This window comes from Cutibacterium acnes, assembly GCF_003030305.1.
GTDB lineage: Bacteria > Actinomycetota > Actinomycetes > Propionibacteriales > Propionibacteriaceae > Cutibacterium > Cutibacterium acnes.
On record NZ_CP023676.1, the window covers coordinates 1,973,199 to 1,993,068 of the forward strand.

Annotated in this window: 12 protein-coding genes and 1 pseudogene; 3 read left to right on the forward strand and 10 right to left on the reverse strand. The window is 59.5% G+C overall.

The genetic code is table 11. From position 1 onward, the window contains the following. Positions 1-54 precede the first annotated feature (54 nt). From CPA42_RS13610 to CPA42_RS09945, 3 genes are all read left to right on the forward strand, one after another. Positions 55-1,035: a bifunctional UDP-sugar hydrolase/5'-nucleotidase gene (locus CPA42_RS13610; protein ID WP_002519650.1), complete on the forward strand. Its 981-nt coding sequence runs from the start codon at positions 55-57 to the stop codon at positions 1,033-1,035. Continuing rightward, entirely contained in the window at positions 927-2,000 is a 1,074-nt protein-coding gene (locus tag CPA42_RS13615; protein WP_306387962.1) for a 5'-nucleotidase C-terminal domain-containing protein, read from the forward strand. Before CPA42_RS13610 ends, CPA42_RS13615 begins: the two co-directional genes overlap by 109 nt. A gap of 77 nt (positions 2,001-2,077) precedes the next feature. Continuing rightward, positions 2,078-3,871, forward strand: a complete 1,794-nt coding sequence (locus CPA42_RS09945; protein WP_002516036.1) for an alpha/beta hydrolase — start codon at positions 2,078-2,080, stop codon at positions 3,869-3,871. A gap of 123 nt (positions 3,872-3,994) precedes the next feature. On the opposite strand, the gene tuf is transcribed toward CPA42_RS09945, so the two are convergent. The 10 genes and pseudogenes from tuf to CPA42_RS09995 form a co-directional block, all read right to left on the reverse strand. Further along, positions 3,995-5,188: an elongation factor Tu gene (gene tuf / locus CPA42_RS09950; RefSeq protein ID WP_002514878.1), complete on the reverse strand. Its 1,194-nt coding sequence runs from the start codon at positions 5,186-5,188 to the stop codon at positions 3,995-3,997. A 268-nt stretch (positions 5,189-5,456) separates the two neighbouring features. Next, positions 5,457-7,359: pseudogene (locus CPA42_RS09955) on the reverse strand (hypothetical protein). Then, positions 7,356-8,312, reverse strand: a complete 957-nt coding sequence (locus tag CPA42_RS09960) for a hypothetical protein (protein WP_002519655.1) — start codon at positions 8,310-8,312, stop codon at positions 7,356-7,358. The pseudogene CPA42_RS09955 and the gene CPA42_RS09960 overlap by 4 nt, the downstream one beginning before the upstream one ends. A 637-nt stretch (positions 8,313-8,949) precedes the next feature. Continuing rightward, on the reverse strand, positions 8,950-11,043 hold the full coding sequence (fusA, locus tag CPA42_RS09965; RefSeq protein ID WP_002515958.1) for an elongation factor G: 2,094 nt from the start codon (positions 11,041-11,043) through the stop codon (positions 8,950-8,952). A gap of 132 nt (positions 11,044-11,175) precedes the next feature. Further along, complete coding sequence (gene rpsG / locus CPA42_RS09970) at positions 11,176-11,646, reverse strand: 30S ribosomal protein S7 (protein WP_002514883.1); 471 nt, start codon at positions 11,644-11,646, stop codon at positions 11,176-11,178. 3 nt (positions 11,647-11,649) lie between these two features. Continuing rightward, on the reverse strand, positions 11,650-12,021 hold the full coding sequence (rpsL, locus tag CPA42_RS09975; protein WP_002514884.1) for a 30S ribosomal protein S12: 372 nt from the start codon (positions 12,019-12,021) through the stop codon (positions 11,650-11,652). Between the two features lie 314 nt (positions 12,022-12,335). Further along, positions 12,336-12,866 (reverse strand): hypothetical protein, encoded by a 531-nt coding sequence (locus CPA42_RS13620; RefSeq protein ID WP_002515948.1) that lies wholly within the window; start codon positions 12,864-12,866, stop codon positions 12,336-12,338. A 152-nt stretch (positions 12,867-13,018) separates the two neighbouring features. After that, positions 13,019-13,945, reverse strand: a complete 927-nt coding sequence (locus CPA42_RS09985) for a hypothetical protein (protein ID WP_024513582.1) — start codon at positions 13,943-13,945, stop codon at positions 13,019-13,021. Positions 13,946-14,221: 276 nt separating this feature from the next. After that, positions 14,222-15,745, reverse strand: coding sequence for a choice-of-anchor M domain-containing protein (locus tag CPA42_RS09990; RefSeq protein WP_002515977.1), 1,524 nt, complete (start codon positions 15,743-15,745; stop codon positions 14,222-14,224). Positions 15,746-15,983: 238 nt separating this feature from the next. Next, positions 15,984-19,865, reverse strand: a complete 3,882-nt coding sequence (locus tag CPA42_RS09995; protein WP_002517572.1) for a DNA-directed RNA polymerase subunit beta' — start codon at positions 19,863-19,865, stop codon at positions 15,984-15,986. Between the last annotated feature and the right edge of the window lie 5 nt (positions 19,866-19,870).

A 19,870-nucleotide genomic window follows, 5' to 3' on the forward strand; every position in this document is an offset into this window, starting at 1 on the left:
ACCTCATTCGGTAACGATGGTGTCGCTTCCCAACCCGTTGGAAAGACGCCATCTATGCATGACAACCCCCTTGGTACGAACCTGTCGCGCCGCGCCCTGCTGGCCGGCTCGCTGGGAGCTGGACTCACCATGACAGCAGTTGACCGCTCCCTCGCATCACCGACCTCCACAGTTTCAGACTCCACGTTCAGCACGGCGGCGCTAACAGTGTTGGCGACGACCGATATCCACGGTCATGTCTTCGACTGGGATTACTTCGCTGACGCTGCCTTTCCGCCTTCGGATAAGGGGCGTTCCTCGGCTCCCTTGGGTGTAAGCCGCGTGGCCACGATCGCGAAACAGGTCCGCGCGGAGCAAGGCGCCGACTCTGTCGTCATGCTCGACAACGGCGACACCATCCAGGGCACCCCGCTGACATACCTTTCAGCGAAGCAACCCGAAAAGCTCGGTCACGATGAGGTCATGGCTCGCGCCTTCAACCTGGTAGGATATGACGCTGCAAATATCGGCAATCATGAGTTCAATTACGGGGTCGCAGAACTGTTCCGCTACCACAACGACCTCAAGGCCCCGCTGCTATGCGCCAACGTCATTGATGTCAAAACCGGCAAGCCCCTCACCCAGGGCAGCCTCATGCTGACCAAAAACGTTGCCGGTCACGAGGTGAAGGTTGGCATAGTCGCGGTCACTACCCCGGCTCAATGGTGTGGGACAAGGCAAACCTGGTCGGCAAGGTCGATATCGCTGATCCAGTCAAGTCCGCCGCTCGATACTCAGTACGTCTTCGCAAAGATGGTGCCGACGTCGTCGTCGTGCTCATTCATGCCGGGCTCTCCGAGGTTCAGGCTGCCCCGGTTTACCACGGGTTGCCCGAGAATAACGCCACCGTGTTGGCAAAGTCTGTTCCCGAGGTTGACCTGGTTGTCATCGGTCACACCCATCAGGACGACCCCGTTGAGATTGTTGACGGCATCTCAGGGCACAAGGTCGTCATCACTCAGCCCGACTACTGGGCTCGTTCGGTATCTCAAGTGACGATTCCGCTGAATTTCTCCGCCACCAAGGCCACGATCCGCCACGATCAGATCACGGTCAGGCCGCGTTACACCCGCGATGTTGAGGAGGACACAGAGTTCGCCTCCGACTCCCAACTACAGACCGACCACAAGGCCACCGTCAGGTACGTCAACTCAGTTGTTGCCACCTCGACGGAGACGCTGACAACTGAGCGTTCGATGGTCGAAGACACCCCGATCCTCGACTTCATCGGCAAGGTCGAGGCCGACACCGTTGCCAAGGCGATCAAGGGCGGCACATATAACGGCATCCCGGTCATCGCCCAGGTGTCACCGTTCTCCCGCACTGCGGCCTTCCCGAAAGGTGACGTCAAGATCAAGGACATCGCCGGGCTGTACGTCTTTGACAACACGTTGGCCGGAATCCTGCTTACCGGTAAGCAGCTCAAGGACTACCTGGAGTACTCCGCGAAGTACTTCAAGCAGGTCAAGAAAGGGGCCGCCGTCAATCCGGCTCCGGCCAGCGAAGGCGGCGACACTCAGGCCGATTACCAGGGCAAGCCGGTATGGGATTACAACTATGACGCCGTTACTGGGGTCACGTACTCCATCGATATTTCCCGGCCGGTCGGCGCGCGTATCCTGGGCTTGTCGTGGCAGGGTAGGCCGGTCGCTCATGACCAGAGGTTCGTGCTGGCCATCAATAACTATCGCATGAGCGGTGGCGGGGATTACCCGCACGTGACCGAAGCTCCAGTCGTCTGGGACGAGATCCTCGAGATTCGCCAGCTACTCATCGATACTGCCATGGCAATGAAGACGATCGATCCGAAGGACTTTTTCGATCGCAACTGGTTCCTCACCACGACCGGCGAGACATGGCCAAGCAGCGGCAAGCCAGGTGACGGCGGCACATCTGGTGGGTCCCAACCGGGATCTGGCTCTCCCAATCATCCGACAACCCTGCCCGGCACTGGCGTCTGACTACGTGTGAACATTGTTAAGCCTCGGCCCACCTCAAAGGTAGGCCGAGGCTCTTCTTATCCGGGCAACGTGGAAGAGTGCGATCATGGCAGGTAAAGACCGCACGTCGTCGATACTGGAAGGATGTAGCGCTGACTACCCAAATCGTCCCGTGGGTTCCTAAGCATGGGTACCCGGCTCGGCTGGCCAACCGGAGTTGGCCGGCGAAAGTACTGCGCCGTGCCAGCATCGTTGGCCTCATCTTTGCCCTGTTCGGTCTATGGACGGCTTTAACGCCCTCACTGGTTCCCCGGACGTGGTGGATGGTTGCGGTCAATGTGTGGTTATCAACACTCTTTGCATACGGGATCGGCGGATTCATTGGCCGAATCTCGCGATGGTTAGCAGAGATCACTCGGTTACATGTGACAGTGTCGACCAGCGCCGTGCGAGGGATTCGACGTAGTTGGTATGCAATCCTCACCCTTATATCGCTCGGAATGTTCATATGGTGCACCCGACAGCAACGTTCTGTATCCGACGCTGTCGGGCTGCCACGTAAGGTGTGGTTCGCGCAGACGGTCGGGGTATTGACGGGCCTCGTCTTCTTCGTCACAACAGTGCTACTTATGCGTTTCATCGCTCACGGCATCCGAACTCTGTACACCGGTGTGCACCGTTTCATCGCCCAGCCAGTTCTCGCCGTCGTTGTCGTTGCTTTAAGCGTGGCTTTACTGCTCTGGGCGACCAATAACGTCATCGTGAGAACCACCGCCAACGGCGTCGCCCATGTCATGGCACAGACGAATGCCCAAACAGCAGCCGGACGCACCCCGCCGACGTCTCCCCTGAGGTCTGGCTCCCCGGCTTCCCTCCAGACCTGGGACGGACTGGGCCGAGAAGGCAAAGACGTCGTCACCGACGGGCCGAGCGCCGCCATGATCAGCGATGTCATGGGGAAACCGGCGAAGGAGCCAATCCGGGTATATGCCGGACTCAATGCCCAACGTGATTACACCGCGGAGGCTCGTGGCGTGCTCGCTGAGCTCATTCGCACCGGAGCGTTTCACCGTAAGGTGCTCGTCATTCAGAACGGCACGGGTTCCGGCTGGGTGGAGGAATGGTCAGTGTCTGCGGTCGAATATTTGACCCGCGGCGACTGCGCCACCGCCACCATGCAGTACTCGTACTTAGGCAGCGTCGGGGCCTTCCTCCTTGACCGCGAATCACCAAAGCAGGGAGCCCGAGCACTGTTCACCATCATCTATAACTACTGGAAGACACTTGATCCGCAGACTCGTCCCAAGCTCTACACCAGCGGGGTATCTCTGGGGTCCTTCGGAGGGCAGGCAGCCTTTGCGTCGATCAATGACATGGTGTCGAAGGTCGATGGCGCTGTGTGGGTGGGCACGCCCGGTTTCACACCAATTTGGAAGGACCTCGAAAAGCATCGACGGGAAGGGTCTCCCGAAATCGTCCCAGTGATTGGCAATGGCCGGGTTGTACGTTTCATAGGCAATCCACGCGAAATCACTCATGATCACTGGGGAGCCCCCTACCCACCCTGGCGTTCACACACCCGCATTGCCTATGTCCAGCATCCTTCAGACCCAGTGACGTGGTGGTCCCCTGAGATGATTTGGGCTGAACCCGACTGGATGCGCGAGAGAGCTGGCAACGACGTCAATCCCCACATTCTGTGGACACCGTGGTCAAGTTTTTGGCAGGTAACCGCCGACATGACCCTAGCGACGACCCCACCAGGCGGCCACGGTCACAATTACCACAGCGAGTTCATCCCCATCTGGGCTGCTGTGTTGGGGATTTCCTGCGACGACAACACCGTGGCCGCGGTCGCCAAGGCAATTCCTAAGACGTCAGCCCCTCGGTAACAGGCGGGGGCTACCCGGATGTACTTTGCTGCCTATTGCCAAGTAAGCAGAATTTATCTGTATTCACATGCGACGAGGCCCGTTCCCCTAGGGGAACGGGCCTCGTGAAAAGCTCAGATCACATCACTTGATGATCTTGGTGACTCGACCAGCACCGACGGTGCGGCCGCCCTCACGGATAGCGAACTTGAGCTGATCCTCCATGGCAACCGGGTGAATCAGGTGCACAGTCATGTCGGTGTTGTCGCCAGGCATGACCATCTCGGTGCCCTCGGGGAGCTCAACAGTGCCAGTCACGTCCGTGGTACGGAAGTAGAACTGGGGGCTGTAGTGGGAGAAGAACGGCTTGTGGCGGCCACCCTCATCCTTCTTGAGGACGTAGACCTGGCCCTCGAAGTCGGTGTGGGGGGTGGTGGAACCAGGCTTGGAGAGGACCATGCCGCGAACGACATCCTCCTTCTTGGTGCCACGGAGCAGAACGCCGACGTTCTCACCAGCGCGGCCCTCGTCGAGGATCTTGCGGAACATCTCGACACCGGTAACGGTGGTCTTCTGGGTCTTCTCGTGGATACCGACGATCTCGACCTCTTCGCCAGTCTTGACGACGCCGCGCTCGACACGACCGGTGACAACGGTGCCACGGCCGGTGATGGTGAAGACGTCCTCGATCGGCATAAGGAAGGGCTTGTCGAGATCGCGCTCAGGCTGCGGGATGTACTCGTCCACGGCGTCCATGAGGTCGAGGATCGACTGGGTCCACTTCTCATCACCCTGGAGGGCCTGGAAGGCGGAGATGCGAACGACAGGGCAGTTGTCGCCGTCGAACTCCTGCGAGGTCAGCAGCTCGCGGACCTCCATCTCGACGAGCTCAATGAGCTCCTCATCGTCAACCATGTCGCACTTGTTGAGGGCGACGACGATGGCGGGCACGCCCACCTGACGAGCGAGCAGAACGTGCTCGCGAGTCTGAGGCATCGGGCCGTCGGTAGCAGCAACCACGAGGATGGCGCCGTCCATCTGAGCAGCACCGGTGATCATGTTCTTGACGTAGTCAGCGTGCCCAGGGCAGTCGACGTGAGCGTAGTGACGCTTCTCGGTCTGGTACTCGATGTGAGCGATCGAAATGGTGATGCCGCGCTGACGCTCCTCGGGAGCCTTGTCGATCTGGTCGAACGGCGACTCCTCGTTCAGCTCCGGGTACTTGTCGTGCAGCACCTTGGAGATCGCCGCGGTGAGGGTCGTCTTGCCGTGGTCGATGTGTCCGATGGTGCCGATGTTGCAGTGCGGCTTGGTCCGCTCGAACTTGGCCTTTGCCACTGGGGCTCCTTCTGGAATGTCGCCCGCTTGTGCACGGGACGCGTCATGTGGATATTCCTGGGAGGTTCCCAGGAACGTTTCTGGACGGGCCCCCGACCAGAGGTCAGGGAACTTGTCTTATTATTCTGCACGCGCCCAGGGATAGTCAAACCAGGTTTTCCCCTCCTGCTGGCCGCAACGCGCCAGCCGCTGCCACGACTGCACGCCGGATCCATGACCCGACGCGCTACGTGGCAGCGGGCACCTCCATCGCTGGAGGAAAGGGCGCTTACTGCAGATCGTTTTCTGTCCACTGGCCACCGCCACTACGGTCAGGGGGGTATCCGCCCGGCGACGGAGGCACCGGAGCGCCGGGCTGTGATGGCCATTGCTGATTCTGCGGTGTTTGACCCTGCGCAGGAATTCGGTACTGCCCGTTCTGAGCAGCCTGCTGACGCGCAGCCTCAGCACGCTTCTTACGCCATGCCCGAATAGCATCGCGCTTGAAGTAGGCCAGAACAGCAGCGGCGACAATGAGAACCCCGATAACGACCGCGGCAACGACAGGACCGGTCCGCAGGGTACTCGCACGGGTGCGGAACACCGTAGATTCGCCGGGTGTCCACGTCTTTTCGGAGCTGCCATCATCGAACTTGCCGTGATCGGTGATGATCTTTATTTCGCCTCTCGGCATCCAGTCCAGGGGGGGTGATCACGATCATCCAGTGGTTCTTGAACGTCGTCGGCTTCAGTTCGTTCTCTACGACCAGGGGAGAATCGCTCCCCGAGTACTTCTTACTGAAGGTGAGCGCGTCGTCGGCGCTCCCCCTGACCGTGTACTGGGTGGTGCTCTTGTCGGATTTTTGCTCGACCGACCAGTTCCTGACACCCCGGAGCAGTTTTTTGACCTCCTCCTTGTTGTCCCCCAGGACAGCATTGTCGAAGGTCAGATTGGCCTCGTACGAGACCTCTTTCCCCGGGTTAAGGTGTATCGCTGTACTGGTCTTCTTGGTCTCCAGCGGCACATCCAACGTCAAAGGCGCGTCGCCCCTGATGATCTGAGTGCTCGTCTGACCCTCGTCCGATGGCGCAGAAGAGTCCTCATCCACCCACTGCGAAGGGTGGGTGACCACCATCACCGGGTCCCCGGCGTCGCGGGAGCAGATAGCCGAGCAGGAGACCTGACTAGTCAAGGACAGCGGGATCACGAATGCCGCTGTTGCCCCACTGCTCGGGTCGCTCTGCTTCGCCTGTCCGGGGGAGATCTTCAAACTGCCAGACTTGTTGCCGAGAGCCTGAGCGACCCTCTTGTCGACCTCATCCAGAGAGCCGGCCTTGATGGTGACCTTCTTGCCCACTGGGTAGGTCGACGAGAGCCGTTGGCGCACATTCTCAGGCAGGTCGTCACTCTTCGCGTCGGCGGCCTCACCATTGCCATCCTTGGTGACCTGGTCTAGGAAAGCTTTGACCTTATTCTCCTTGTCAGCGCCCCAGGCCTGCTCGGAGAAGTACCAGACAACGGCACCGACGTCCTTCATGCTCTTGAAGTTCAGCTGAACGACAACCTGGTCGAAACCGTTGTCAGCCACGTGCTCGATGTCCAGCGGCGTCTGCGAGGTGAAGTTCTTGCCTCCGATCGTCAACGTCATGTTGTTCTCGGAGTCGAGGACGTTCCCAACGTTGCCGGAATCGACGATTCCGTCCTGTTCCAAACCGTCCGGCAACCACTCAAGAAGGTCATGGGACGTGAAGTTCTCCTTGCCGACGACTCCGTTAGCCAACGGGGTGTTGATGTTCTGGATGTCAGAAGTCGGATCCTTGGAGCCGCCAATGATGGCACGCACCTTGGTGAGGTAGTCCTGGGGACTAGAAAAGTCGAGCTGGAAGGAGGCAACCATCGACTTTCCCTGCATGTGCAAGCCGTTGTACGTCAGCTGCGAGGGAACATGCTTCTTGATACTTGCGTCATAGACGCTCAATGGCTTGGCAAACATCTGCTTGGCTTCGTCGGAATCGTCATTGGTGAAGGTCACCGTCAAGCTCCGGGAACCCGAACCATCGTCGTTGACCTTGAGCGTTGTACCTATGACAGCACCGCACCCCGACAACACGAAGGCCATCGCCACGCACAGTGCCACGATGCCACGTCGCATTGGCGCGCTAAGACGCCGCTCGCTCACCGTCGGACTCATGACATGATCCCCCTGCCGACCGTGCCGCAGAGCAACCAGAGTACGGCAACCACTACCGCGTAAAAGCCAGTCCCAATGACGTGCGGGACGAGCGGGAAACGAGAATATGGGGGGAATCCTCCGGTCTTGTTCACACCAGTGTAGAGAAGTAACTCACCAAGGAACTGGCACATCGCGCCGAGCGCCCCCAGCATTACAAGCCCTACCAGGACCAGTGCCCCGGAGGGCACAAACCACAGGACACTGACGACTGCGACGACGAAGGTGGAGGACAGGGTCGCAACCGAGTTGACGGTATAGGCAACCTCCCAAGTCTGCCTGGACTGACGCCACGCGTATACCATCTTGATGAAGAGCGGACGTACAGCGAACACCACGGCGACGGCCAGGAACATGGTTATGAACGCCTTCAACCATGCACTGAAGTCGAATCCGGTGATCTCATAACTCTGATTGGGGTCGTCCATACCGAACCAACCAAGGAAGCTGTGAGTAACGTGGTTGGCGCCGTTGTCAATGGAGGACATCACCCGCCACAGCAAGTTGGCATAGGCTAACCCGGCAAACCCAGCCTGAGCAAGACCAGTCCAGAGCCAGAACTTCCGGGAGGCCATGGACAGATCAAACGCTTCTAGGACATCACCTCTCCAGATCCGACGGAACACTCCCCACGCGTCAGCGAACCAGTTACTAGACGGTTGTACCGCGAGCGCCCCCTGATACGGCTGCTGCATCATCGGCGCTTGACCAGCGGCGGGCATGGTCGGCAGGGGCTGCGTGATGGTGTACCCGCCCTGCTGCGGACTCGTCTGGTAAGGGCCCGGGTGCCCAGGGTTCGGCGCCATGCCGGGCTGGACGCCAGAACGCTGGCCCGGAGCCTGCGCCGGGTAGGCAGGTGCCGTGCCAGGTTGGGGCACGCTCTGCTGCCCAGGCTGGACACCCGGATGACCCATCTGCTGCCCGGGCTGAGGACCTGGACCGTAGGGACCGGAATGGCCCTGGGGCTGCCACCCACTCTGCCAGCCTGGTCGAGGGCCATTGAGCTGATCAGGGCGAGGGCTGCCCTGGGGGCCCGTGAATCCCCCAGACTGGTGGGGCTGATTCGGGAGTGGCGGATTCGGCGGCATCGTCTGCGGCTGTCTCTGAGGCTCTCCGCCCACACTCGCCGGACCTGCAGCAGGCTGTCCGAAGCCCCCGTCGGGACGCCCGGGCTGGTCTGCCGGACCAGTGCCGCGACCATCAGCGAGAATCTCCGGCCCCGAGGATGGTTGCGGTGTCGGTGTCGGCGCTGGACGGATCACCGTCTGCGAAGGATCAATGGAATCGTAGGCGTTGTTGGATTGGTTACTAGTGGAAAGCTGATCGTGTTGTTCCTTGTCGTGACCGGATTCATCCGTCATGGAGGTCCCCTTAGTTCATGACAGGGGATTTGAATTCGTCAATCCTCGGCTCGTAATGTCAAATTCCGGCAAAAGTATAACCCTATCCGAGTCAGGTGATTACATGCGTATGCCTTGCTTGGGCTTCATGAACGTTTTGGCCCGGCCCCACATTGTGGGGCCGGGCCAAAACGTTCATGAAAAAGTGAGCTTACTTGCCTCCGTTGGCCTTGGCGATGATCTCGTCAGCAACAGACGACGGGCACTCGCCATAGGAATCAAACTCCATGGAGTATGAAGCCTGTCCGGAGGTCTTTGAGCGCAAGTCACCGACGTATCCAAACATCTCGGACAACGGAACCAAAGCGCGTACGACCTTGTTTCCGTGCTCCTCAACCATCTCTTGGATCTGGCCGCGGCGGGAGTTGAGGTCGCCGATGACAGTACCGAGGTAATCCTCAGGAGTCGTCACCTCAACAGCCATCAATGGCTCGAGCAGACCCGGGTTAGCCTTGCGAGCGGCCTCCTTGAAAGCCATCGAGCCGGCGATCTTAAACGCCATCTCGGAGGAGTCGACCTCGTGGTAAGCACCATCGAGCAAGGTAACCTTGACGTCCTCGACCGGGTAGCCAGCGAGGACACCGAACTGCATAGACTCCTGAACACCGGCATCAACCGAGGGGATGTACTCCTTGGGGATACGGCCACCGGTAACGGCGTTGACAAACTCATAGCCGAACCCGGGCTCTTTCGGCTCGATCGCGATGATGACGCGGGCGAACTGCCCGGAACCGCCGGTCTGCTTCTTGTGTGTGTACTCGTACTTCTCGACAGGCTTGCGCAGGGTTTCGCGGTAGGCGACCTGCGGCTTGCCGATATTTGCTTCGACGTGGAACTCGCGCTTCATACGGTCGATGAAGACATCCAGGTGGAGCTCGCCCATACCGGCAACAATGGTCTGACCGGTTTCCTCGTCAGTGTGGACGCGGAAGGTCGGGTCCTCCTCGACGAGACGCTGGATAGCGTTCGAGAGTTTCTCCTGATCCGCCTTCGACTTCGGCTCGATAGCCTGCTCGATCACGGGGGCCGGGAAGGTCATCGACTCCAGGATGATGGGGTTCGTCTGGTCACACAGGGTCTCGCCGGTGGTGGTGTCCTTGAGGCCCATGACCGCGCAGATCATACCAGCCCCAATGCTCTCGATCTCCTCGCGCTTATTGGCGTGCATCTGGTAGATCTTGCCGATGCGCTCCTTCTTGCCCTTGGTGGCGTTGAGCACCTGGTCGCCAGCATGGAGAACGCCGGAGTAGACGCGCACAAAGGTCAGCTTGCCCAAGTGCGGGTCAGAGGCAATCTTGAAGGCCAGAATCGACAGCGGCTCGTCATCACATGGGCGACGCTCAAGCTCGACGGACTCGTCACCGGGCTTGAAACCGGAGATGGCGGGAACGTCAGTCGGGGATGGCAGGTAATCGACGATGGCGTCGAGTAGCGGCTGCACACCCTTGTTCTTGAAGGAGGTACCACAGGTGACAGCGGTGAAGGCGGAAGCCAACACACCGCGACGGATGGCGGCCTTGACCTGATCGACGGTCACGGCATCGGGGTCCTCGAGGTAGAGCTCCATGAACTCTTCGTCGTTCTCAGCGACAGTCTCGAGCATCTCGGCTCGGGCGGCCTCGGCCTCGTCCTTCATGTCGGCCGGAATATCCTCGGTCTCGTAATGAGCACCGAGTTCAGTCTCGCCACGCCACGTCTTGGCATTCATCTCGACCAGGTCGACGATGCCCATGAACTGGTCCTCGGCACCGATCGGCAACTGCAGCAGGACCGGGATAGCGTGCAGACGCTCCTTAATGGTTTTGACGCAGTGGTCGAAAGAAGCGCCGGTGCGGTCCAGCTTATTGATGTAGCAGATACGCGGCACGCCGTACTTAGCGGCCTGACGCCACACAGTCATCGACTGCGGCTCGACGCCCGCCACACCGTCGAATACGGCAACAGCACCGTCGAGGACACGCAGGGAACGCTCCACCTCGACGGTGAAGTCCACGTGCCCGGGGGTGTCAATGATGTTGATCTGGGTGTCATGCCAGAAGGTGGTGGTCGCGGCGGAGGTAATGGTAATGCCGCGCTCCTGCTCCTGTTCCATCCAGTCCATGGTGGCGGCACCGTCGTGGACCTCACCGATCTTGTAGGACTTGCCGGTGTAGTAAAGGATGCGCTCGGTCGTCGTCGTCTTGCCGGCATCGATGTGGGCCATGATGCCGATGTTGCGAACCTTGCTCAGGTCAGTTTTGGCCACTGTGTTTGACCTCGAATCTTGGAGTAAGTGGTCTTCGTATGATGCTCGACGCAGATGAACCTGTGGTGAACCGCAGGTTTTCTGGGCTGGACGTGATGGTGCCCCCTCCCCGGACGGGAAGGGGGCGAACGATCACCAGCGGTAGTGGGCGAAGGCGCGGTTGGCCTCAGCCATCTTGTGAGTGTCCTCACGGCGCTTCACCGAAGCGCCCAAGCCGTTGGAGGCGTCGAGGATCTCGTTCATGAGGCGCTCAGCCATGGTCTTCTCACGACGCTCGCGGGAGAAATTCACCAGCCAACGCATCGCCAGAGTGGTCTGACGGGCAGGCTTGACCTCGACCGGCACCTGGTAGGTGGCACCGCCGACGCGACGAGACTTGACCTCCAGCGAGGGCTTGATGTTGTCGAGCGCGCGCTTGAGAGTCTGTACCGGATCAGTGTTGTTCTTGGCCCGGCAACCCTCCAGAGCGGTGTAGACGATGTTCTGGGCGACAGTCTTCTTGCCGTCGAGAAGGATCTTGCTCACAAGCTGGGAAACGAGAGGAGATCCATAGACGGGATCGACCATCACTGGGCGCTTCGGCGCGGGTCCCTTACGAGGCATGAATCACTTCTCCTTCTTGGCGCCGTAACGGCTACGGGCCTGCTTGCGACCCTTAACACCCTGGGTGTCGAGGGAGCCGCGGACAATCTTGTAACGCACACCCGGGAGGTCCTTCACACGACCGCCACGCACAAGCACCATGGAGTGCTCCTGGAGGTTGTGTCCGACACCGGGAATATAGGCCGTGACCTCAATGCCCGACGAGAGGCGCACACGGGCGACCTTTCGCAGCGCCGAGTTCGGCTTCTTCGGCGTCGTGGTGTACACGCGGGTGCACACGCCACGACGCTGCGGCGAGCCCTTGAGGGCAGGCGTCTTGTTCTTGCTGATCTTGTCAGTGCGGCCCTTGCGGACCAGCTGCTGGATTGTAGGCACCGGCTGGTATCTCTTTCCGTCTGGTGGGTTCGGAATTCCCTGGCTTCGCACTCCGCCATCGCTGCGTCGGGATCACCGCTGCCCTCGCTGCAGATTGGGAGTGCCGTGCGAACTCCGCACGGGCAAACCTTCTCGCAGCAACTCGAGCGGTCGTGAATCGCCATGCCAGGGCACGCACAAGCGTCCGGACGAACCGGACATGCCTTAACAGGGTATCCCCCTGCATTGCGAGGGTCAAACCTGACAACGCTACGACAAAGCACGCCAGGGAAACCCCGTAAGCACCGTCGGGTGAGAAACCACTACCGGTATTCTTAGGCGCCGGTCTGCGGAAGGGACATCGGACGGCCCGCGGGGGCACCCATGCCGCCCGCAGCAAGGAAGTTCCCCCGACCGTTAGCCCAGCCAGGGAGCGTACCGTTAACCTGAATACTGCCCCTGGCATGGAGCGACGGGAACACGATCGGCGGAATGCTCACCGCACCACCCTCAATCTTAGGAAGAATAATGGGGCGTCCGCTGATATCGGGCAGGGTGATTGTGCCGCCTTTAATGTCAGGAAGGGTTATCGTCCCACCCTTGATGGTCGGCAGAATGATAGGACCGGCGCTGATATCGGGAAGATAGATGGTGCCACCGTGGATTTCCGGAGGCACGATACCGTGATGGCGAGGTGACCAGGTGATTCCGCTTGATGGACGATTAGCCAGACGAGAATGCGCAGTTGCCTTGGACGTCGGCACTGGAATCGGGGCGCTCTCCGCTCGCGCATCTGGGGTCGTCACCGCGAAAACTGCCATTCCCAGGCACGCCGCGACCGCACCCGCCAGAACTGTTCGCTTCATACCGTCATCCCCTCGCAATACCAATGGTATCCTTATGCCTTCGAGTCTACGACATCAGGCGGATGGGCAACAATTCGATGTTGTCTCAGATAGTGAAGAACCCCGCGTCCTCAGACGCGGGGTTTCACAGACAAGAAGAGCAACTCAAACTGTCAGACACCAGTATGAGGCAGAGTACCTAACCCACCAGCGACACGCACAACACCCTGATCACTTCCATCAGTAACGCCAGTGGCCGCCGACGTAGTAGCAGCACCCGGAACCGGCTTGACAGTAGCCTCACCGGAAGTCGGGGCCGGGGTCGGGGTAGGAGTCGGCTTCGGGGTAGGAGTCGGAGTCGGCGTGGGAGTAGGAGTCGGCGTCGGCTTAGGAGTGTCGCCACTCAGCAGGTAACCGGCCCCATGATCCAAATGCACACGAACCGTCCGAGCGGTGTTTCCATGATCAGTGAACGTCAAAGTGTAATCACCCACGGGAACATTGCCGGGGAAGGTGAAATCAGAGGTCTCGCTGGCCCACTGGTACCAGATCCTCTGCGAATCCAGCAGATCACCATAATCCTTGGTATCACCATCACGAACCAGCGATGCAGACAGCGTATCGCTAGAGTTAAAGCCCTTAGTGACCATCCGGACATACTCGTCGGCCGCCCACTTGGTGGGGTTCATGGTCGCCTTAGTTCTGTAGGACGTGAAAGAGGAACTGCCACTATCCGAAACGCGCTCACCAGAAACATTGGCACAGTACGCCCAAATGGTGTACGTGCCCGTGGAGGTCGGAGTGTAACTAACCCGCTGCTGTTCATCCTTCACAGTAGTCCACGTCTCCGGAGGCGCCGATTCACCCTTAGCGACACCCCATTTAATCTGCGACGCCCCATCCATATCGCACTTGTCAAGCCGGAAGTTGAGTGGCTTATTCACATCAACATGGTCGGGAGCGTCGATACCAAAATAGTCGGGCAGCGTTGCGTGGGCCGACGCAGCACCAGCGAACGGAGTAAGTGCAAGAGCCAGCCCAGTCAAGCTCGCCCCAATGACATGCTTCTTCACGATCGGAAACCTTTCAGTAAGCGCCATACAGCGCCGCAGACATTCTTCTGACAGCCACGGATCGGGCAACTGCGCTAGAAATACTGCCCCCCCCCCCCCCGCGATTTTGTCAACATCATTCATAAAATAGGTAGCAGAACACAAATGCCCCACCCCAAAACCCCAACCCCCTCAAACAAACCTGACACCACGAACCACAGACAAGCCACACGACACACAGGCCCAGCCACCGCGAACACGGAGACCAGACCTGTCCGTACAGTGGTAGCTTGAGCTAGAAATGGCTGCGGCTTATGCGCCCGCTCAGATGCCCGTCTGCGGCAAACCAGTGATCGTCAGCTGTGGAGTCCTCGTGGCATCCCGGGAGACCGCACCAGAATCCATCGTCGGCATCGGCGTAAACGGCTCAGGAGCTGTCTTCTCATCCACCCTCTTGACAAGCTGGCGAGCACTGACCACCGCAGATGACTGACTACCGCTTCGGCCACCGACGACCCACGTGTACCTCACCGGCTCAGAGACAACGGCCTTGCCATCAATCACCTTGACCGGAACTCCCCTCAGACGGACCTTCATGGTGTAGGTACCCGGCTTCCCAAACAACCAGTTAGTGTGGACATGGCCCGGTTTCTTCTGCGAGATGAACTCCCCCGAGGCCAGCACCCATGAGCCAGACGCCAGCGGGGAACGTAGTTTACCGATCCCCTGCATGAACATGTACACCTTCCCCGGCCCCTTCACATCGACAAACTCGAGGTCAACAGCCCCGAAATCAGGTGCAACGCCATAGGTGTCCCAGCCCGGGAACAGTACCTCCTGTTGATTGTCGCCATTTTGGGCCAGAAGATACCCCTCGGGCGCGAAGCGGTCGTGCATGCTCTGGGGTAATTTCCGGTAGGCATTCTCCCCGACGCGCAATGTCACCGCCTCGGGTGCCCGGTAAATGGCCTGGCCACTGCGGTCATCCTTGATGACCATCGACAGCTTGCGGTTGCGGGCGATACCAGCGAAGACGTCAAGATGACCTTGGGTAATCTCGACCTTAGTGTCATCAATCTTCGGCGTTGCCGCGTCGTGGGGCGCACTGGACGGCTCTTCCGACGGATCGCGCAACGGCTCAGCGGAAGGCTCGTCCGAGTCGTCAGAAGCACCAGGCCGCTTGTCGTCGTCGGACTTCAGCACCTCCCACGACAGGGTGAACGGCTGCGACGAAACTTCCTTCCCGTCAATCTTCTTACCGACAGCAACCCCACTCATGGTGTATTTGCCGGCGCGAGTGAAAAACCAGTGGGCATGCTGATGACCCTTAATCGGCAATGAAGCCCCTTTGACAACCTGATATGTGTCACCGGCAAGGAAGGTGCCAAGCTTGCCGTTCTCGTCTGCCTCAGGTGAATTACCGACGAGGTACATCTTGCCTGGACCCGTGATCGAGGTGAAGTCAACGCGCAATGCGTCGAACCCATTCTTTGTGAAGCCCGGAGCATTCCAGCCAGGTTCAAACCATTCGGCGGTATTCTCACTGCCGGTGTAGTAGCCCTCAAGAAGTGACTCACTCAGCCCCGTGAGCCTGTACTGCCTGCCGTACGTGTCCGACTGGATTTGGAATTCGACCTCGTTTGGCTCATACATCCGCGAGTGGAGCCCATTGGCAACCTTGACGACGGGGACACCGCTGTCAGTGGTGATGTAAAAGGCGTCCGTGTGATTTTTACTCAAGACCACCTTTGCGTCCGTGGCCCATGACATCGGCGCAAACAGCGACGCAATCACGGTCATGAGGACGGCTAATAGCACCGGCCTTCGTAGGTTTTTCTTAGTCTGCATATCACTTCTTTCCAACGCGACGGGTGGTTCATAGACGGGCAGTCCAGGAGTCACCTACGCATATCCCTGGCGAGAGAACCACCATCATGCTACATGATATTGATAGTCTTTCGCATTAATAGCTCAAGCCTCCACCCCACGAAGCTCCAAGGCCCTGCTTACAACCTCCCGCCTCATGCAAAAAGCCTCTCCTCCCTCACATGAGGGAGGAGAGGCTCGCAGTCGGCGTTGATAAACCTCAGCCCAGATCGCCCAAGTCCAAGTCATCCAGCGGAACAGCCTCGCCCGATCCCGAACCGAAGTCGTAATCGAACGGGTCATAGTTCATCGTAAACGCAGCAGCCTTGGCCTCCGCAGTCGGCTCCACCCGCATATTGCGGTAGACCTCCAAACCAGTACCGGCCGGGATGAGCTTACCGAGGATGACGTTCTCCTTAAGACCAACCAAGGTGTCCGTCTTGCCATTGATCGCGGCATCAGTGAGAACCTTAGTGGTTTCCTGGAAGGAAGCCGCCGACAACCACGACTCGGTAGCCAACGAAGCCTTGGTGATGCCCATCAGCACCGGCCGGCCCTCGGCCGGACGACCTCCCTCAGCAACCGCCTTACGGTTAGCAGCCTCGTAAGCACCGCGGTCCACGAGCTCACCTGGCATCATCTGGGTGTCACCCGACTCAATGACGGTGATCCGGCGCAACATCTGGCGAATGACAATCTCAATGTGCTTCTCGTGGATACCGGCACCCTGGGTGTTGTAAACCTTCTGCACCTCCTTGACGAGGTACTCCTGCACCCGACGGACACCGGAAATACGCAACACATCCTGCGGATCGGCGGTGCCACCCATGAGCTGCTCGCCAGCGGCGACTCGCACACCGTCGCGGATAACGCGGTGGGTACCGTCGAGATCAAACTCGAGACGGGCACGGCGCGGCACGACGTACTCGACGTCGTCCTCACCGTCGTCACGTACCAATACGAGCTTGCGGCGGTTGTCGGATTCGTCGATACGGATGACACCCGCAGCCTCAGCCAGCGGCGACTTACCCTTCGGGCTACGGGCCTCGAAAAGCTCGACGACACGGGGGAGGCCCTGGGTGATGTCGTCACCAGCAACACCACCGGTGTGGAAGGTACGCATCGTCAGCTGGGTTCCGGGCTCACCAATCGACTGAGCGGCGATAATGCCAACAGCCTCACCGACGTCGACCAGATGACCGGTCGACAACGAACGTCCGTAGCAGCGAGCGCAGCAGCCCTGGGCAGCAGTGCAAGTAAGCACAGAGCGCACCTTGATCTGCGAGATTCCAGCCGCGATGAGCCGAGAAATCTCCTCATCACCAAGGTCAGAGTTGGCCTCCACCACAACATTGCCGTTAGCATCGACGGCGTCAGCAGCCAGGCAGCGGGCATACACCGCAGTGTCCAGCCCCTCAACACGCACCAGATTGCCGTTGCCATCGTCAACAGCAATCGTCTTGGGCATACCGCGGGTAGTGCCGCAATCGTTCTCCCTCACGATAACGTCCTGGGAAACATCGACCAGACGACGAGTCAGGTAACCCGAGTCCGCGGTGCGCAGAGCGGTATCGGCCTGTCCCTTACGACCACCGTGTGTGGAGATGAAGTACTCCAAAACCGTGAGGCCCTCACGGAAGTTCGACTTAATCGGGCGAGGAATAATGTCACCCTTCGGGTCAGCCACCAGGCCACGCATAGCGGCAATCTGGCGCATCTGCGTCATACTGCCTCGAGCACCCGAATCCACCATCATGTGAATCGGGTTGGTCTGGGTGAAGTTAGCCTCCATGGCGGCGGTCAGCTCGGCAGTGGCCTCGGTCCAGATCTGGATCAGATCCTGACGACGCTCCTCCTCGGTCACGGCGCCACGGTCGTACTCACGGTCGACCTTGGCAGCGCGAGTCTCATACCCAGCCAGGATCTCCGGCTTGGTCGGCGGAGTCTGGACATCACCGATGGAAACGGTCACGCCGGACAAAGAACCCCACTTATACCCGATGTCCTTAAGGTTGTCGAGGACGTGCGCCACTTCGAGCTGGGTCATGCGCTCGCTGAGGTCATTAACGATCTTGCCGATCTGCTTCTTGCCAACCAAGAAATCAACGTACGGGTAGTCGTCCGGAAGTACCTCGTTAAACAGCGCCTGTCCGAGAGTGGTATCGAGGATCACCGAGCCGTCGGCGCGAACCGTCTCGTCGTGCGGCGGCACAATGCCCTTAAGGCGCAGCTTGATCTTGGCACCAATCTCGAGCTCGCCAAGATCGTGGGCCATAATGGCCTCCGCAAGCGAGGTGAAGGCACGCCCCTCACCCTTGAGACCGTCAAGGGCCATCGTCAGGTAGTAAGCACCAATGATCATCTCGTGCGAAGGCAGAGCGACCGGGCGACCATCAGCTGGCTTGAGAATGTTGTTCGTCGACAACATGAGGACGCGGGCCTCAGCCTGGGCCTCAGGGCTCAACGGCAGGTGCACAGCCATCTGGTCACCATCGAAGTCGGCATTGAAGGCCGAGCAAACGAGCGGGTGCAGCTGGATAGCTTTACCTTCAATGAGCTGAGGCTCGAAGGCCTGAATACCCAGGCGGTGCAGCGTCGGTGCGCGGTTCAGCAGAACCGGATGCTCCTTAATGACCTCCTCGAGGACGTCCCACACCACCGGACGTTGACGCTCAACCATGCGCTTAGCAGACTTCACATTCTGAGCGTGCTCAAGGTCAGCCAGACGCTTCATGACGAAAGGTTTGAACAGCTCCAACGCCATCGTCTTCGGCAAACCACACTGGTGCATCTTGAGCTGCGGACCGACGACAATGACCGAACGGCCGGAGTAGTCGACGCGCTTACCAAGCAGATTCTGACGGAAACGGCCCTGCTTGCCCTTAAGCATGTCCGACAGCGATTTCAGCGGGCGGTTACCCGGACCGCTCACCGGACGCCCACGACGACCGTTATCGAACAGCGAGTCGACAGCCTCCTGGAGCATTCGCTTCTCGTTGTTAACGATGATCTCCGGGGCGCCAAGATCAACCAACCTCTTGAGGCGGTTGTTTCGGTTAATGACGCGACGGTAAAGGTCGTTGAGGTCCGAGGTGGCGAAGCGGCCACCGTCGAGTTGCACCATCGGGCGCAGGTCCGGCGGGATGACCGGCACGCAGTCCAGCACCATAGCCTCCGGCGAGTTACCGGAATCGAGGAAAGCCTGCACCACCTTAAGGCGCTTAAGGGCGCGGGTCTTCTTCTGGCCGCGACCAGTCTTGATAATCTCGCGCAGCTTCTCAGACTCACTCTTGAGGTCGAAATCGTGCAGACGACGCTTAACCGCCTCGGCACCCATCGAGCCCTCAAAGTACTTGCCGAAGCGCGACTTCATCTCGCGGTAGAGAATCTCGTCACCCTCAAGGTCCTGAACCTTGAGGTTCTTGAAGCGATCCCACACCGCGTCCAGACGATCAATCTGGCGCTGAGCGCGGGTTTCAATATGCTTGAGCTCCTTCTCGGCACCGTCCTTGACCTTGCGCCGCACGTCAGCCTTGGCACCGTCGGCCTCGAGCTGAGCCATGTCTTCCTCAAGCTTGACCCGGCGGGCCTCCAGCTCGGAATCACGACGCTGCTCCAGCCGCGACCGCTCGGTCTGCACCTTGGCCTCCAGCGACGGAAGGTCACGGTGGCGAGCCTCATCGTCGACGGCGGTGATCATATAGGCCGCGAAGTAAATGACCTTCTCGAGGTCCTTCGGAGCGATATCGAGCAAGTACCCCAGACGGGAGGGAACCCCCTTGAAATACCAGATATGGGTCACCGGGGCAACCAGCTCAATATGTCCCATACGCTCACGACGCACGTTGGAGCGGGTCACCTCGACGCCGCAGCGCTCACAGATGATGCCCTTGAAGCGGACGCGCTTGTACTTGCCGCAGTAGCACTCCCAGTCCCGGGTCGGTCCGAAGATCTTCTCGCAGAACAGGCCGTCACGCTCGGGTTTGAGGGTGCGGTAGTTAATGGTCTCGGGCTTCTTGACCTCGCCGTGGCTCCACGCACGGATCTGGTCGGCCGTGGCCAGGCCGATCTGCAACCGGTCGTAGTAGTTGGTGTCCAGCACGATTG

What these genes read in the sequence shown, in the direction of transcription:
- CPA42_RS13610 (WP_002519650.1), top strand. Translation starts at nt 55, where the DNA reads ATGCATGACAACCCCCTTGGTACGAACCTGTCGCGCCGCGCCCTGCTG.
- CPA42_RS09960 (WP_002519655.1), bottom strand. Translation starts at nt 8,312, where the DNA reads ATGGGTCATCCGGGTGTCCAGCCTGGGCAGCAGAGCGTGCCCCAACCT.
- rpsG (WP_002514883.1), bottom strand. Translation starts at nt 11,646, where the DNA reads ATGCCTCGTAAGGGACCCGCGCCGAAGCGCCCAGTGATGGTCGATCCC.
- CPA42_RS13620 (WP_002515948.1), bottom strand. Translation starts at nt 12,866, where the DNA reads ATGAAGCGAACAGTTCTGGCGGGTGCGGTCGCGGCGTGCCTGGGAATG.
- CPA42_RS09985 (WP_024513582.1), bottom strand. Translation starts at nt 13,945, where the DNA reads ATGGCGCTTACTGAAAGGTTTCCGATCGTGAAGAAGCATGTCATTGGG.
- CPA42_RS09990 (WP_002515977.1), bottom strand. Translation starts at nt 15,745, where the DNA reads ATGCAGACTAAGAAAAACCTACGAAGGCCGGTGCTATTAGCCGTCCTC.